This window comes from Hyphomonas sp. (assembly GCF_041398465.1).
GTDB lineage: Bacteria > Pseudomonadota > Alphaproteobacteria > Caulobacterales > Hyphomonadaceae > Hyphomonas.
The window spans coordinates 162,178-177,644 of record NZ_JAWKUS010000003.1; the positions used below are offsets into that span (position 1 = coordinate 162,178).

The 15,467-nt window shown below is 58.4% G+C and carries 9 protein-coding genes, 3 tRNA genes and 3 rRNA genes; 3 read left to right on the forward strand and 12 right to left on the reverse strand.

Features of this window, described 5'->3' with window-relative positions:
- Positions 1-253 precede the first annotated feature (253 nt).
- Positions 254-712 carry an Rrf2 family transcriptional regulator gene (locus tag R3C98_RS11170; RefSeq protein ID WP_371314165.1) on the forward strand — a complete coding sequence of 153 codons (459 nt, stop codon included), beginning with the start codon at positions 254-256 and terminating at the stop codon, positions 710-712.
- On the opposite strand, the gene R3C98_RS11175 is transcribed toward R3C98_RS11170, so the two are convergent.
- The 4 genes from R3C98_RS11175 to R3C98_RS11190 are packed head-to-tail and all read right to left on the reverse strand — an operon-like array spanning position 709 to position 4,124.
- Positions 709-1,212 carry a hypothetical protein gene (locus tag R3C98_RS11175; RefSeq protein WP_371314166.1) on the reverse strand — a complete coding sequence of 168 codons (504 nt, stop codon included), beginning with the start codon at positions 1,210-1,212 and terminating at the stop codon, positions 709-711. The two genes, R3C98_RS11170 and R3C98_RS11175, sit on opposite strands and share 4 nt — an antisense overlap.
- 2 nt (positions 1,213-1,214) lie before the next feature.
- Positions 1,215-1,334 carry a cytochrome bd-I oxidase subunit CydX gene (gene cydX / locus R3C98_RS11180; RefSeq protein WP_034765495.1) on the reverse strand — a complete coding sequence of 40 codons (120 nt, stop codon included), beginning with the start codon at positions 1,332-1,334 and terminating at the stop codon, positions 1,215-1,217.
- Between the two features lie 30 nt (positions 1,335-1,364).
- A complete protein-coding gene (gene cydB / locus R3C98_RS11185; RefSeq protein WP_371314167.1) occupies positions 1,365-2,507 on the reverse strand; it encodes a cytochrome d ubiquinol oxidase subunit II in 1,143 nt (380 codons plus the stop codon).
- 12 nt (positions 2,508-2,519) lie between these two features.
- Positions 2,520-4,124, reverse strand: coding sequence for a cytochrome ubiquinol oxidase subunit I (locus tag R3C98_RS11190; protein WP_371314168.1), 1,605 nt, complete (start codon positions 4,122-4,124; stop codon positions 2,520-2,522).
- Positions 4,125-4,286: 162 nt separating this feature from the next.
- Here R3C98_RS11190 and cydD point away from each other — a divergent pair, with 162 nt between their 5' ends.
- Entirely contained in the window at positions 4,287-5,948 is a 1,662-nt protein-coding gene (cydD, locus tag R3C98_RS11195) for a thiol reductant ABC exporter subunit CydD (RefSeq protein ID WP_371314169.1), read from the forward strand.
- Positions 5,942-7,588 carry an ATP-binding cassette domain-containing protein gene (locus tag R3C98_RS11200; RefSeq protein WP_371314170.1) on the forward strand — a complete coding sequence of 549 codons (1,647 nt, stop codon included), beginning with the start codon at positions 5,942-5,944 and terminating at the stop codon, positions 7,586-7,588. Before cydD ends, R3C98_RS11200 begins: the two co-directional genes overlap by 7 nt.
- Before the next feature lie 4 nt (positions 7,589-7,592).
- On the opposite strand, the gene R3C98_RS11205 is transcribed toward R3C98_RS11200, so the two are convergent.
- The 8 genes from R3C98_RS11205 to R3C98_RS11240 all read right to left on the reverse strand — a co-directional run bounded on the left by R3C98_RS11205 (position 7,593) and on the right by R3C98_RS11240 (position 14,813).
- Positions 7,593-8,714, reverse strand: coding sequence for a PepSY-associated TM helix domain-containing protein (locus R3C98_RS11205; protein WP_371314171.1), 1,122 nt, complete (start codon positions 8,712-8,714; stop codon positions 7,593-7,595).
- Between the two features lie 153 nt (positions 8,715-8,867).
- Positions 8,868-9,257 (reverse strand): hypothetical protein, encoded by a 390-nt coding sequence (locus R3C98_RS11210; RefSeq protein ID WP_371314172.1) that lies wholly within the window; start codon positions 9,255-9,257, stop codon positions 8,868-8,870.
- A gap of 189 nt (positions 9,258-9,446) precedes the next feature.
- Positions 9,447-9,523 (reverse strand) — tRNA-Met (locus tag R3C98_RS11215).
- A 152-nt stretch (positions 9,524-9,675) separates the two neighbouring features.
- Positions 9,676-9,790, reverse strand: a 5S ribosomal RNA gene (gene rrf / locus R3C98_RS11220).
- A gap of 99 nt (positions 9,791-9,889) precedes the next feature.
- Positions 9,890-12,659, reverse strand: a 23S ribosomal RNA gene (locus tag R3C98_RS11225).
- A 265-nt stretch (positions 12,660-12,924) separates the two neighbouring features.
- Positions 12,925-13,000, reverse strand: a tRNA-Ala gene (locus tag R3C98_RS11230).
- A gap of 57 nt (positions 13,001-13,057) precedes the next feature.
- Positions 13,058-13,134, reverse strand: a tRNA-Ile gene (locus R3C98_RS11235).
- Positions 13,135-13,358: 224 nt separating this feature from the next.
- Positions 13,359-14,813 (reverse strand): 16S ribosomal RNA (locus tag R3C98_RS11240).
- The 16S, 23S and 5S rRNA genes sit together here with 3 tRNA genes alongside, the layout of an rRNA operon.
- Positions 14,814-15,467 lie beyond the last annotated feature (654 nt).

Genomic DNA, 15,467 nt, shown 5'->3' on the forward strand with positions numbered 1-15,467 from the left:
CCGATGCCTGCCATAGACTGGATTTATGAGAGAAAATGCCCGGATCACTCGACCCGGAAAGTGCTCTATTATCTTGTAAATTATAGATATTAATTCCGAAGCACATCGCGTCATTTAGATATTCTATCCGGACCCCCGTAGAGTTACGGATTGACACAGCGCGGCTCAATTTCATTATAGTGGCAATAACTTTGACACTTTAATGTGTCATGATCAGGCTGGGTGGCAGAGCAGCCGGGAGGAATTCGAGAACGTGCGACTGACAGCTTACACGAACTATGCACTCCGGACGCTGATGTATTGCGCCCTGCATCCAAACCAGTTGGTGCGCATTCAGGACGTTGCCGATGCGCACGGGATTTCCAAGGCCCACCTGCTGAAGGCAGCACGCCAGCTGGGCCAGCTCGGCTATCTGGAAAATGTACGCGGCCGCACCGGCGGCGTACGCCTTGGCCGCCCGCCCGAGCGTATCATCATCGGCGAAGTGGTCCGCCACACGGAAGGCGATCTCGAAGTCGTCGAATGCTTCAATCAGACGACTAACACCTGCCCGCTGATCGGCGTCTGCAAGTTCAGCACGCTGTTCCGGGCGGGCCTGCGCGCCTTCTTCGGCGAACTGGACAAGGTGACCCTGGCGGACATGGTCACCAACGGACCGATTCTGCTGGACCGGCTCGAAACCAATCGCGAGGCCCTTGCGGCCGGCTGCTAGTCCGCCGCATCATCCTTCACTTCGACAGCCTTGTAGCTGCCATGGCAGGCGGCGCACTTTCCCATGATCCCGCTGACAGCCAGCTGGATCTCGTCCATCTCCGCTGTCATGGCCATGCCAGAAATGGCGCCGAAATCCTGACGCATGGATTGGCCGATGGCGCGGAAACCTTCCGGGGCTTTCGCCTGCACGGCCTGCCCTTGTCCATTCCCGCGGCGGAGGCCACCCGCCACATCGCGGATCGTTTCCCGGTCTCCTTCGGCCATGGCCGCTTCGATCGTCTGAAGACCCTGAAGGAATTCAAGCATCTCACCGCTGACATGCGCGCGATCCGCAGCCGTGAAATAAAGCGCCAGACGGCCATCGGCGGTGCGTTCCGGGCGGGCCGTTTCGGCCGCCAGCTCGCTGAGGTCTTCATGCGTGGAAACAAACCGCATGAGGCCAACACCCATGATCAGGCCGAAAAATATCCAGCCAAAGGCCGCCCAGGCTTTCTTCATGATCAATCGATCTCCAGATCGTTCTCACCGGCTTCGCCCATGGACACTTCGTTCCACATCGCATTGAGAATACCGAAAGTCAGCGCGAGGCCGAGGCCCAGAATCCAGCTGAAATACCACATACCGTTTTCCTTCCGCTTGATAAGCGTGATCTAGTAGGTGCCGGGGGCGTTGGCTTCTTCCGTCGTCAGACGGCCGAAGAGCACTTTGAAAACCCAGGCCGTATAGGCCAGCACGATCGGAACGAAGATCACCGTCACAACCAGCATGATGAACAGTGTGAGATGGCTGGAAGAGCTGTCCCACACGGTCAAGCTGGCGTTCGGGTTGATCGAACTGGGCAGGATGAAGGGAAACATCGATGTGCCTACCGAGGCGACAATGCCGGTTGCGGCAAGGCCAGACCCGATGAGGGACAGCGATGTCTGGTTCCGGAGGCCAACAAAGGCCAGGGCCGACCCGATAAAGCCAAGTGCGGGCGCCAGGATCATCCACGGATACTTTCCGTAATTGGTGAGCCAGGCACCCGCCTCCACCACGACTTCCTTGCGCAGCGGATTGGCGACACCGTTCGGATCCATGTCCGTCACGATACGGTAACCCATGCCCGTCACAGCGAGCCAGACGCCGGCTGCCGCGTAGAACACGATCACCAGAATCGCCGCAATCTGTCCGAACTTTGCCGCGCGGTTCATGACGTGGCCATGTTCGATTTTCACGACCAGCCACGATGCACCGTGCACAACCAGCATCGCGACAGACGCCAGGCCGCACAGCAGCGCGAACGGGTTCAACAGGCCGAGCAGGCCGCCCGCATAGGTCGCCCGCAGCGTGCGGTCGATGTCAAACGGCACACCCTGCAGCACATTGCCGAGCGCCACGCCGAAGATCAGTGCAGGAACGAAACCGCCAACGAACAGGGCCCAATCCCATGAAGTGCGCCATCCTGCGCTTTCGCGCTTCGACCGGTATTTGAACCCCACAGGTCTGAGTATCAGCGCGGCCAAAACAACGAACATGGCGAGATAGAAGCCGGAGAAGCTGATCGCGTAGACATAAGGCCACGCGGCAAACAGGGCGCCGCCGCCCGTGATCAGCCAAACCTGGTGGCCCTCCCACATCGGACCGATGGAATTGATGACGAGGCGACGTTCCTTGTCCGTCTTAGCGACGAAGGGAAGCAATGACGCAACGCCGAGATCATAGCCGTCTGTCAGGGCGTAACCGATGAGCAGCACGCCGACGAGACCCCACCAGAGGACTTTCAGCGTTGCATAGTCGAGAGGAAGTTCCATTGTCCTGTCCTCCTATTTGTCGAACTGGATGGTGCGCGGACGGGCCGGCACGGCGTCGTTGTGTGTGTCGGGGCCACCGCCACCCGCGCCCTGAGGCAGGATGCGGGCGCCCGGGCCAAGCTTCACCGCGCGGATCATCAATGTGATCTCGATCACGGCGAGCGTGCCGTACAGCAGCGTGAAGCCCGCCATGGTCATGATCACCTGCGTGGCCGACAGGCTGGAGACACCCATGAATGTCGGCAGGACACCGTCGATCACCCATGGCTGGCGTCCGGCTTCCGCAAGGATCCAGCCGAGTTCCGCGGCAATCCATGGCAGCGGGATTGCGAAAAATGCCAGCCGCAGGAACCAGCCCGGCACTTTTCGCTTCAGGCTGACAAAGTAGAACGCCGTCGCGAACATGGCGATGAACAGGAAGCCCAATCCGGCCATGAAGCGGAATGAAAAGAACGACATGGCGACATTGGGCACCGTGTCCCAGGCTGCCTTCTGGATCGTCGCGCGGTCCGCCGTTGCCGGGTCGTCGACATAGCGCTTCAACAGCATGGCATATCCAAGGTCTGTCTTGGTCTGCTCGAAGATATCGCGAGCCTGCAAGTCATCCGGGTTCTCGTTCAATGCTTCCACGGCCTTGTAAGCGCGAATGCCATTTTCGATCCGGTCTTCCGCAACGGCCACGAGCGGCAGGATGCCCTGAACTTCCCCGTCCAGCGACCGGGTCGCGATCAGGCCAAGCACATAAGGCACATGAATGGCGTAGTCGGTGCGGTGTTCCGCTTCATTCGGAATGCCGATCAGCGTCAGGCCAGCCGGGGCTGGCTCGGTCTCCCACATGGCTTCCAGCGATGCGAGTTTCATCTTCTGGTTATCGGTCAGGGCATAGCCGCTTTCGTCACCAAGGACGACCACAGACAATGCCGACAGGAGGCCAAAACTGGCCGCGACCGCCATGGAGCGTTTGGCGAGACCAAGGTGCCGGTTTTTCAGGACATACCAGGAAGAAATCCCGAGTACGAAAACGGACGCCGTCACATAGCCGGCGCTCACCGTGTGAACGAACTTCGCCTGCGCAACCGGGTTGAACAGCACTTCCATGAAGTTGGTGACTTCCATCCGCATCGTGTCCGGATTGAATTCAGATCCGACCGGGTTCTGCATCCAGCCATTGGCGATCAGGATCCACAATGCCGACAGGTTCGAACCGAGCGCGACGAGGAACGTGACCAGCCAGTGGGCAGGACGGGACAGCTTGTCCCAGCCGAAAAACATCAGGCCAACCAGCGTCGCTTCCAGGAAGAAGGCCATCAGGCCTTCGATCGCCAGCGGCGCGCCGAAAATGTCGCCGACATAATGCGAATAGTAGGACCAGTTCATCCCGAACTGGAATTCCATCGTGATGCCGGTCGCAACGCCCAGCACGAAGTTGATCCCGAACAGCGTGCCCCAGAACTTGGTGGTGCGTCGCCACACCTCCTTGCCGGTCATCACATAAGCGCCTTCCATGACCACCAGCAGCATGGAAAGCCCAAGCGTCAGTGGCACGAACAGGAAATGGTACATGGCTGTCAGCGCAAATTGCCAGCGCGACAGGTCAGCAACTAATAAATCAGGCATGGTCGTCTCCCGGCCGCAAAAAATGAGCGGTCTCTGGTCTACATGACGGCACAAATATGCCTGTCATTTTTAACAAACGATAGCGCAAAAAGTCGCATGCAATATAACACTTATAAGTCTTAACTAGCTTACATGCCTGAAGCCCCTGAAAACTCTGGAAAAATGCGGACACGTGCTGCCCTGAAATCGTGGGCAGCTGCATCGCAGCGCGCCATCCGCCTGGGCCTTGCCTGCCAGCTTCTGGCCATGGCGGGCTGGATCGCGATTGCCTGGGGCATCGGGCACAGCGTTGCCGCCATTGCATCCGGGGACGCTCCCGGGCCGGGCCTGCCCATCGCAGCGGCCGGCGTTCTCGTGCGGGGCGTGTCAGGCTGGCTGGGCGATCTCCTGCTCGCCCGCGCAGGTCAGGCGATGGTGACGGCCGCACGTGCAGACATCTTCAGAACCTTGTCGGAAGCTGGCGCCGGCTGGCTCAGCGGGGCCGACGCTGGCACACGCACGGCGCAAATCATCGACCGGACGGCAAAGCTCGAAGGCTACGCTGCACGCTGGCTGCCGGGCATGCGCCTCGCTGTCGCCGGGCCGGTCATCATTCTGATTGCCGTCGCAACCCAAACCTGGCTCTCGGCCGTCCTGTTGCTGGTATCGGTTATGGTGCTGCCCGTGTTCATCTGGCTGACCGCAAGCGAAACTGCTGCCCGTGCGAAAGCCCAGCAGGCCGCACTCGATGAGCTTTCCGGCACGTTCCAGTCGCGCGCGGCGCAGTCCGGCCTGATCCGCGCATTCCGCGGCATTGCGCGTGAGACCGTCAGGCTTGAAAACGCGTCCCTCCAGCTGCGAGACCGGACGATGGCGATTCTCCGCGTTGCCTTCCTGTCGACAGCCGTGCTGGAATTCTTCGCCTCGGTCTCCATTGCGCTGGTCGCCGTCTATATCGGGTTCAAGCTGCTGGGCGTCTTTCCGTTCGCCACCGGCGAAACCCTGACGCTGGCCGAGGGCCTGACCGCCCTGATCCTTGCGCCGGAATTCTTCAGCCCTATCCGAAAGCTCTCCAGCCTTCACCATGATCGTGCCGATGCGGCAGCCGCCGCAGACATGCTGTCGGAGTGGCTGGAACGCCGGGCCGATTTCCCGGTGAGGAAGCTGGAGCCGCTGGCGAAGGCGCCTGCCATCATCTTCGATCAGGTGACACTCGGCTGGAACGACGACCGATCAGCCGTCTCCGGTCTTTCGTTCGAGGCATTGCCCGAAAAGGTCACCACGCTGGCCGGTCCGTCCGGGTCCGGAAAATCCACGTCCCTACTCGCCCTGATCGGCCGCGCTTGTGTGGCCGATGGTGAGATCAAGGTAGACGGTCGAACGCTGCAGCCCGGCGAAAGCCTCGCCGATTCCATCGCCTATATCGGCCAGACGCCGTGGCTGATGGAAGGCAGCATCCGTGAGAACATCGCCATTGCCCGGCCGGGCGCGCTGCCGGAAGACGTCATGCAGGCAGCACAGCAGGCGGGTATTCTCGACTTCGCTGACAGCACCCGCGGAGGACTGGATCAGGTGCTTGCCCGCTTCGGCGCGGGGCTTTCCGGCGGACAGCGCCAGCGCATCGCCCTCGCCCGCGCCCTGTTGCGCAACATGCCAATTCTTCTGCTCGACGAACCGACGGCGCACCTGGACCCCGATGCGGAAGAAGCATTCCTCCTGAAACTGAAAGACCTCGCGAAGGACCGGACACTTCTGGTCGCCAGTCATTCCGATGCGCTCATCGCTGCATCCGATCTCGTGATCCGGCTCCAGCCGCAACACAAGATGGAGGATGCCGGATGCTGAAACTCTGGAAACTCCTTGGCCGGCCCGCCAAAGTCCGCTTTGGTCTTGCCCTGCTCCTGTCTGCCCTCGCAGGGGCTTCAAGCATTGCCCTGCTCGGCCTTTCCGGCTGGTTCCTCTCCGCAGCGGCCATCGCCGGATCCGCCGGGGCTGGATATGTGTTCAACCATCTTTATCCCAGCGCCGGCGTTCGCGCGGCCGCCTTCTCTCGCGTCCTCACGCGCTATGGCGAACAGCTCGTTGGTCATGACGCGACCCTCAACCTGTCTGCGCGCCTGCGGCCCCAGCTCTTCGCGGCCAGCGCCGCAACGCAGCGCGGCTTCACATCCATGCCAGCAAGGGAACTCAGCTCACTGATTGATGATGTGGATGCTGCCGAAGCCGGCTTCCTGCGCGTCTACAGCCCGGCCGCCGCCGTGATCGCAGGCGTCGCCGTGGCGCTCGGCTTTGTCTTCGCGAGCGACTGGATCAGCGGTCTTCTCGCGCTGGGCGCATTCTTGTGCACGGGCTGGATTTTCCCCGCAATGGCCGTGCAACGATCCCATCAGGCCGCTGAGGCCCACGCCCGCCAGGCCGAGGTCGCGCGGGAGCAGACATCCCGGCTGATCGAAAACGCCATCGAGCTGGACATCCTTGGCGCCATCGGCCGCGAAGCGGCGCTTGCGCAAACTTCTTTGGAACAACAGGTCACCGCCCGCGACTCCATAGAGGAGCCCTATCGCAATCTGGGTGCGTTTACGGCGACGGTCGGCCTGGCACTGGCGCTGCTGGTCCTTTGGCGTGCGGCTGAAACACAGTCAGGGATCGCCATGGCGACCGGAGCTGCGCTCGCCTTGATGGCTGCGTTTGAATCGACGGGAGCGATGCTGAAAGTCTTCGATGCACGCGCCCGCTCCGGCGTGGCAGCGGACCGCCTGGCCTCCCGGCTGCAGCCGAACGAAGCGAGTTGGGACCCGCCGCTGGAGTCCGCGCCCGAACTGGACAGTCTTTTTCCGCTCACCGTAGACGGCCTGATGGCTCAGGCAGCGCCGAACGCGCCGGTAATCGGTCCCCTGACCTTTACCGTGGAACCCGGCTCATTGTTGCAGCTGATCGGTCCTTCGGGCAGCGGCAAGACGACGGTGGCAGAAGCCTTGATGCGCCTGCACCCGGTGTCACCGGGCACGGTGCATTACGGCGCGACGCCTGCGGAGTCAGCGCGCATCGCCAGCGTTCTGGCGCGCATTGCCATCAGTCCGCAATTCCCGGCATTCCTGCCCGGTACACTGGCCGATCAAATGCGGTTGGCCGCTCCGGAAGCGACGGACGAAGAGATCAAGGAAGCCCTGCGCACAGCCTGCGCCGACGGCTTTGTCACCGCCCGGCCGGAAGGCCTCAACATCATGTTCAGCGAAGGAAACCTTCCCTTTTCAGGCGGAGAGCTTCGCCGGATCGGCCTCGCCCGCGCCCTGCTCGCAAACCCGGAAGTCCTGATCCTGGACGAACCGTTCGCCGGGCTGGAAGCGGACCTCGCCCGGCGCCTCGCAGCAAACCTCGATGCGTGGGCTTGCGAGCCCGGCCGCGCGCTCATCGTATTGGCGCATAAGCCTGTGGATGCCCTGTTCGAACGTGTCACGCCCCAACAGGTTTGTATCACGGCGTAGGCGATCAGCCTTTCACGGAACGTTTCATGCGGATCAGGCGGCGGATGGCGAGCGAAATCCCGGTGTAGACGAGCACGATCCCTGCGATGGACGCGAGGCCTGCCAGCGTCTGACCGAGGAACCCGTAAACCTCACCGGTATGCACGAAACGCATCCAGCGCCGGGCCTTCTGCGCCGGGCTGGATGTATCCCCGACAGGCGCACCGATTAGACCGGATCCGTCCCGCGCGACGGTCACGCTGCGTTTCTTCGACGCCTGTGTACCATTGCCCCAGTCGATCGACAGGTCGAGCGTCGCCGCCTCTGGTTGGGGCAGTGTGATGGTCACCCGGCGCCAGTTCTTGAAGTTCCCGGTCGCCTGGGCAACCAGCGGATCGAGCGGCAGTAACTCACCTGACATTTCCGGCACCGTCACCGCGGCCACCGCCTGCCCGCCGCCCTGGCCACCCGGCGTTTCGCCAAACGCCGCATAGACCAGCTTGTTGGCCCAGCTGTAGGAGAAGACCGCTCCGGACACGATGATAAGGAAGAGTGGCACGAAGCTCCACGCCGCCAGCACATGGTGCCAATTATAGTGACGCGCCTTCGCATTCGGCAGGCCGCGGCGGAAGAAGAGCTGCATCTTCACCAGCGGCCACTTCCATTTGCGAGGCCACCAGAGCACGACGCCGGATATCAGAAGCGCGCCGAAGACCAGGTTCGCTGCGCCATTCACCGCCGCGCCAACCTCATTGCGCCCGCCTGTAAAAGCAAGCCAGCGATGGATGCGCATCACGCGCCCAAAGAAGGCTTCCATGCCTTCGCCAGCACCTTCGAGCGCTTCGCCCGTATACGGATCGAGCAGCAAAGTATCCCGACGTCCTTTGGAAAGAGTCGCGACATTGGCTGGATTACGTTGAATTGTCAGTGTATTTCCCGCAGCGCCGCCAGCAGCCAGGGCCGCCTCAGCGAGAGCATCCACGCTCAGCGGCTCTGCTCCGGCCGGGGCTTCGACAGCGGCATTCTGCGCAGCGGCCACCATCTGGCGCTCATAGGTCATCAGCACACCGGTAACCGACATAAGCAATATGAACACGCCCGCCGCGAGCCCCATGGCAAAGTGTGTCCAGAAGAAAATACGCCGCATATCGCACGCCCCTTTTAGTCCATCTGCCAGATCAAACGGACCAGCAGGAGATTTCCGTCGGTGTGCGTTGCACGACCTGCAGCACCCGCGCCAGATGACAAAAACCCCCGTATCCGAAGATGCGGGGGTTTTGCAGTACCAAACGCATGAAACCTAGTGACGGTGTTTGGATACTTCGTCCACTTTCACACGCACGTCCTGGTCTCCGGATATCTCAAGCATGGCCAGCAGCAATGGGAGCGCCATATAGGGCGGATGCTTGTCTGAAAGACACATACACCAACCGGGGTCTGTCCCCGTTTGATGATCTTCGGCCAACTGAACGGCGATCTCCTTGCAATCGGACCAAAAGCCGCGAAGGGCGTCCCACCACCCTGCCGGAACTGTTTCATCGCCCTGGAGAACGCTCTGCGCCTTTGAAAGCGGCACTTCCTCGTTCAGACGAGCTCCAATGATGTACACGAGATCTTCGGACCGGAGTCCGAGAAATTGCGCGCAAACCATAAAACCACAAGATGTAAGCATGGTTGCCCCCACAGCCATGGCTAGAAATCTAGGTCCATATTTCCGGGTTTTCAACGCTCTCGCGGAAATGTCGTGAAAGATACGGCTTTCTGCATATCAATTGATCACGCAATTGAGGCGCATACGGCGATCGGATCCGAGCGGGAACTCCAACAATACCCCCAATAGGAAAAGCCCCCGAAATCCGCAAGGAAATCAGGGGCTTATTGGGTGCGGGAGTAGGATTTGAACCTACGACCTTCAGGTTATGAGCCTGACGAGCTACCGGGCTGCTCCATCCCGCGTCAAACTTGTGCGCTGCACTCTAGGCGTTGCCCCCCAAAATGCAAATCCGGCCCGCCAGAGGCTGAGGCCGGAGCAACTGCCGGCTTGCGGCAGATGTCGTCGTAAAGGAAAGAAATGTCTGCAAGATGCTTGCTTTGTCTGGGCTCTGCGGACCCGGCAGCGACCTACTCTCCCACGCCTTAAGACGTAGTACCATCGGCGCAAGGGGACTTAACGACTGAGTTCGGGATGGGATCAGGTGGGGAGCCCCTGCCATAACCACCGGGTCGGCGGAAACCAGACTGCTTGCAAGCTTAGAAACCAATATGTCTGTTTGAGATCGGTGGCAGTTAAAGCGGATGCGCTTTCAACTACACACGAGTTTCTCGATCAAGCCGATCGAGCAATTAGTACCGGTTAGCTTCACGCCTCGCAGCGCTTCCACACCCGGCCTATCGACGTGCTGGTCTTGCACGGCTCTCAGGGATACCTGGTTTTGAGGTGGGTTTCCCGCTTAGATGCTTTCAGCGGTTATCCCGTCCACACATAGCTACCCTGCAATGCGGCTGGCGCCACAACAGGTCCACCAGAGGTGTGTTCATCCCGGTCCTCTCGTACTAGGGACAAATCCTCTCAAGTATCCAACACCCACGGCAGATAGGGACCAAACTGTCTCGCGACGTTCTGAACCCAGCTCACGTACCACTTTAATCGGCGAACAGCCGAACCCTTGGGACCTGCTCCAGCCCCAGGATGTGATGAGCCGACATCGAGGTGCCAAACGATGCCGTCGATATGGACTCTTGGGCATCATCAGCCTGTTATCCCCGGAGTACCTTTTATCCGTTGAGCGATGGCCCTTCCATTCGGGACCACCGGATCACTATGACCGACTTTCGTCTCTGCTCGCTCCGTCGAGCTCGCAGTCAGGCAGGCTTATGCCATTGCACTCAACGAGCGATGTCCGACCGCTCTGAGCCTACCATCGCGCGCCTCCGTTACTCTTTGGGAGGCGACCGCCCCAGTCAAACTACCCGCCACACAGGGTCCCGGCCCCATCCAGGGGCGCGGTTAGACATCAAAGAAATTAAGGGTGGTATTTCAAGGTTGGCTCCACTCCGGCTGGCGCCAAAGCTTCAAAGCCTCCCACCTATCCTACACATAAGTTCTTTAATGCCACTGTGAAGCTGTAGTAAAGGTTCACGGGGTCTTTCCGTCTGACCGCGGGTACCCCGCATCTTCACGGGGAATTCAATTTCGCTGAGTCTATGTTGGAGACAGTGGGGAAGTCGTTACGCCATTCGTGCAGGTCGGAACTTACCCGACAAGGAATTTCGCTACCTTAGGACCGTTATAGTTACGGCCGCCGTTCACCGGGGCTTCAATTCAAGGCTTGCACCTCTCCTTTTAACCTTCCGGCACCGGGCAGGCGTCAGACCCTATACGTCGCCTTGCGGCTTCGCAGAGCCCTGTGTTTTTGATAAACAGTCGCAACCCCCAGTTTTGTGCCCCTCAGACCTGGTTGCCCAAGTTGAGGCCTCCTTCTCCCGAAGTTACGGAGGTAATTTGCCGAGTTCCTTCAACATAGTTCTCTCAAGCGCCTTGGTATGCTCTACCTGACCACCTGTGTCGGTTTCGGGTACGGTCTTAATGGGAGGCTATTTCCAGGAACTTCCAGGCTGCAGACCCAATCCAATAAGGGGCTACAACTTTCGAAATCCGTCACTCATCCCTTGGCCCACGAATATTAACGTGGTTCCCATCGGCTACGCCTTTCGGCCTTACCTTAGGGGCCGGCTAACCCTGCGCAGATTAGCTTTACGCAGGAACCCTTGGTCTTTCGGCGAGAGGGTCTCTCACCCTCTTTGTCGCTACTCATGTCAGCATTCTCACTTCCGATACCTCCAGCAAACCTCACGGTTCACCTTCGCAGGCTTACGGAACGCTCCGCTACCACTCTTTCGAGTCCGCAATTTCGGCGAATAACTTTAGTCCCGTTACATTTTCCGCGCAGAGGCGCTAGATCAGTGAGCTGTTACGCTTTCTTTAAAGGATGGCTGCTTCTAAGCCAACCTCCTGATTGTCTCAGCACCTCCACATCGTTTCGCACTTAGCTATTACTTAGGGGCCTTAATTGGCGGTCTGGGTTGTTTCCCTTTTCACGACGGACGTTAGCACCCGCCGTGTGTCTGCCACGCATAACTTCTGGGTATTCGGAGTTTGAGAAGGTTTGGTAATCCGGTGAGGACCCCTAGCCCATTCAGTGCTCTACCCCCCAGAGTCTAATCGTGACGCTCTACCTAAATAGATTTCGCGGAGAACCAGCTATCAGCAGATTTGATTGGCCTTTCACCCCTAGGCACAGGTCATCCGAGAGCTTTTCAACGCTCAACGGTTCGGCCCTCCAGTGCGTGTTACCGCACCTTCAGCCTGCCCATACCTAGATCATCTGCCTTCGGGTCTAATGCTACGTACTCGGTCGCCCTATTCAGACTCGCTTTCGCTGTGCCTACACCTAACGGCTTAAGCTTGCACGCAACACTAAGTCGCTGACCCATTATACAAAAGGTACGATGTCACTCCGAAGAGCTCCATCAGCTTGTAGGCATCCGGTTTCAGGATCTGTTTCACTCCCCTCATCGGGGTTCTTTTCATCATTCCCTCACGGTACTTGTTCACTATCGGTCGGTAAGGAGTACTTAGGCTTGGAGGATGGTCCCCCCATGTTCAGACAGGATTTCACGTGTCCCGCCCTACTCTAAAAGGTCTTCATGTTACGGATACGGGGCTATCACCCACTATGGCGTACCTTTCCAGATACTTCTCCTTATTTCAGACCAGGCCTGGTCCGCGTTCGCTCGCCACTACTAACGGAGTCTCAATTGATGTCCTTTCCTCCGGGTACTTAGATGTTTCAATTCCCCGGGTTCGCTTTTTAACCCTATGTATTCAGGTTAAAATACCTCGCTATTGAAATGTCAGATACATCGTCCGCGAACGGAAGATTTATCCAACATCTCGGAGGTGGGTTTCCCCATTCAGAAATCACCGGATCAAAGGATGCTCTCGCCTCCCCGGTGCTTATCGCAGAGTGCCACGTCTTTCATCGCCTCTTACCGCCAAGACATCCCCCGGATGCCCTTTTGACGCTTGATCGTTTTTGAAACCCATGTGCAGTGGAAAACGCATACGCGATACCACCACATGGATCTCGATCAGACATGTTGGTTTCTTGCAGACTGACCCTTTGGATGACGGCCTTGCGGCAATCATTTTATCGGCTGAAGCAACCAAGCCAGACCCAATGGGTCGAGCGGCGTGGCTGCCGGATCAATCTTTCCCTTACGATGACAAATATCCCGGAGCTTGCTCCGGAAACGGACGTTCTTCTTTCGATCGTTGTGTGCGCCATAAAAGGCGATGGTGGAGCCAGACGGAGTCGAACCGACGACCTCCTGAATGCAAATCAGGCGCTCTCCCAACTGAGCTATGGCCCCGTAACCCCGGCTTCCCGCCAGGTCGCATGCCCTGCCCTGCGTTGCCGCAGGCTTCGATGGTGGGCCGAGGAAGAGTTGAACTTCCGACCTCACGCTTATCAGGCGTGCGCTCTAACCACCTGAGCTACCGGCCCATGACTGGTCAGGGCCAGGCCCATCGCGGTCAAAGTCGAAGACAGGCGATAAAGCGCCCGCGGGGCTCGCTTAGTGCTCGAACCGACAAGATGCCGGCTCAAACAACGAACGAAGGAAGAGAAACGGAGACGGCGCGATAGCCGCATATGTTTTGCTCCTCAATGGGAGCTATTTAAGAAGCCTTGGAGTTCCGCGTGAGCAAAACAATCCAATGCATCCTTAGAAAGGAGGTGATCCAGCCGCAGGTTCCCCTACGGCTACCTTGTTACGACTTCATCCCAGTCACTGACCCTACCGTGGCCGCCTGCCTCCGAAGTTAGCACAGCGTCTTCGGGTAGAACCAATTCCCATGATGTGACGGGCGGTGTGTACAAGGCCCGGGAACGTATTCACCGTGGCATGCTGATCCACGATTACTAGCGATTCCACCTTCATGCCCTCGAGTTGCAGAGGACAATCTGAACTGAGACAGCTTTTTGGGATTATCCCATTGTCACTGCCATTGTAGCACGTGTGTAGCCCTACCCGTAAGGGCCATGAGGACTTGACGTCATCCCCACCTTCCTCCGGCTTGCCACCGGCAGTTTCCTTAGAGTGCCCACCCAAACGTGATGGCAACTAAGGATGAGGGTTGCGCTCGTTGCGGGACTTAACCCAACATCTCACGACACGAGCTGACGACAGCCATGCAGCACCTGTCACCGATCCAGCCTAACTGAAGGAATCCATCTCTGGAAACCGCGATCGGGATGTCAAGGGTAGGTAAGGTTCTGCGCGTTGCTTCGAATTAAACCACATGCTCCACCGCTTGTGCGGGCCCCCGTCAATTTCTTTGAGTTTTAACCTTGCGGCCGTACTCCCCAGGCGGACAGCTTAATGCGTTAGCTGCGTCACCGACAGGCATGCCTGCCAACAACTAGCTGTCATCGTTTACGGTGTGGACTACCAGGGTATCTAATCCTGTTTGCTCCCCACACTTTCGCACCTCAGCGTCAGTATCAGTCCAGTTAGCCGCCTTCGCCACTGGTGTTCCACCGAATATCTACGAATTTCACCTCTACACTCGGTATTCCGCTAACCTCTCCTGAACTCCAGACTTCCAGTTTCAAATGCAGTTCCGAGGTTGAGCCCCGGGATTTCACATCTGACTTAAAAGTCCGCCTACGTGCGCTTTACGCCCAGTAATTCCGAACAACGCTAGCCCCCTTCGTATTACCGCGGCTGCTGGCACGAAGTTAGCCGGGGCTTCTTTACCAGGTACTGTCATTATCATCCCTGGCGAAAGAATTTTACAACCCTAAGGCCTTCATCATTCACGCGGCATGGCTGCATCAGGCTTTCGCCCATTGTGCAAGATTCCCCACTGCTGCCTCCCGTAGGAGTCTGGGCCGTGTCTCAGTCCCAGTGTGGCTGATCATCCTCTCAGACCAGCTATAGATCGTAGGCTTGGTAGGCCATTACCCCACCAACTACCTAATCTAACGCGGGCCGATCTTTCGCCGATAAATCTTTCCCCCGGAGGGCGTATACGGTATTACCACTCGTTTCCAAGAGCTATTCCGTAGCGAAAGGTACGTTCCCACGCGTTACTCACCCGTCTGCCACTATGTCGTTCGACTTGCATGTGTTAGGCCTGCCGCCAGCGTTCGTTCTGAGCCAGAATCAAACTCTCAAGTTGAGTGTTGATCTGACGAAACCATCCATTGGAATGTGGACGGTTACTCAAGCTGTTAAGCATAAGTATTGCGTTCTTTTGACGAGAAACCCTTTGTCACAAAGAACGGGCCGAAACCCATTCGATGGATAAAAGAATTTTCTCTCAAGAAACGCATCCGTCGTGATCGTATGAACCTGCCGTCGATTGCTCTCTGGCGAGGTTCGCAAGCCATCACGCCGCCTGCGTTTCTCTTCCTTAATCTCTTACGATGTCAAACAGCTGGAACCGGAGTTCCGAAGCCCTTCAGAAGCCCGCGGCCCCGTCCGGAAGTGGCGGCTTATATGGGCCGCCGTTTTCCCCGTCAACACCCTTTTTTGCGCCTTCTGCAGTTTCCGGTTTGAACCGGGGAACCACCAGATTTTTAGCGCAAAAGAAATCCCCGACCGGTGACCGGCCCGTTATTTCAGAGCGTTTTGAAGAACCGCCTATATAGCTTCTGTTCGGTCCGAGCTGCAAGCTCTTTTTGCACTTCACAGAGGCCTTTTTGGCGGGCCCCGCTTCCGAAACCCGAGGGCGTCTTCAGCGGAGGCCGGGAGATACTCAAGGCACGGGATGGCCGCAACCCCCTTCTGCAGCAAATCGCAAGAAATAATGCGATTTCACTGCAGAGCGGCC

Excerpts from the sequence above, each read along its gene's own strand:
- R3C98_RS11200 (WP_371314170.1), top strand. The coding sequence starts at position 5,942 with ATGCTGAAACTCTGGAAACTCCTTGGCCGGCCCGCCAAAGTCCGCTTT.
- R3C98_RS11175 (WP_371314166.1), bottom strand. The coding sequence starts at position 1,212 with ATGAAGAAAGCCTGGGCGGCCTTTGGCTGGATATTTTTCGGCCTGATC.
- cydD (WP_371314169.1), top strand. The coding sequence starts at position 4,287 with ATGCGGACACGTGCTGCCCTGAAATCGTGGGCAGCTGCATCGCAGCGC.
- cydB (WP_371314167.1), bottom strand. The coding sequence starts at position 2,507 with ATGGAACTTCCTCTCGACTATGCAACGCTGAAAGTCCTCTGGTGGGGT.
- cydX (WP_034765495.1), bottom strand. The coding sequence starts at position 1,334 with ATGTGGTATTTCAGCTGGATTCTGGGCCTCGGCCTCGCGCTGACTTTC.
- R3C98_RS11190 (WP_371314168.1), bottom strand. The coding sequence starts at position 4,124 with ATGCCTGATTTATTAGTTGCTGACCTGTCGCGCTGGCAATTTGCGCTG.
- R3C98_RS11210 (WP_371314172.1), bottom strand. The coding sequence starts at position 9,257 with ATGGCTGTGGGGGCAACCATGCTTACATCTTGTGGTTTTATGGTTTGC.
- R3C98_RS11205 (WP_371314171.1), bottom strand. The coding sequence starts at position 8,714 with ATGCGGCGTATTTTCTTCTGGACACACTTTGCCATGGGGCTCGCGGCG.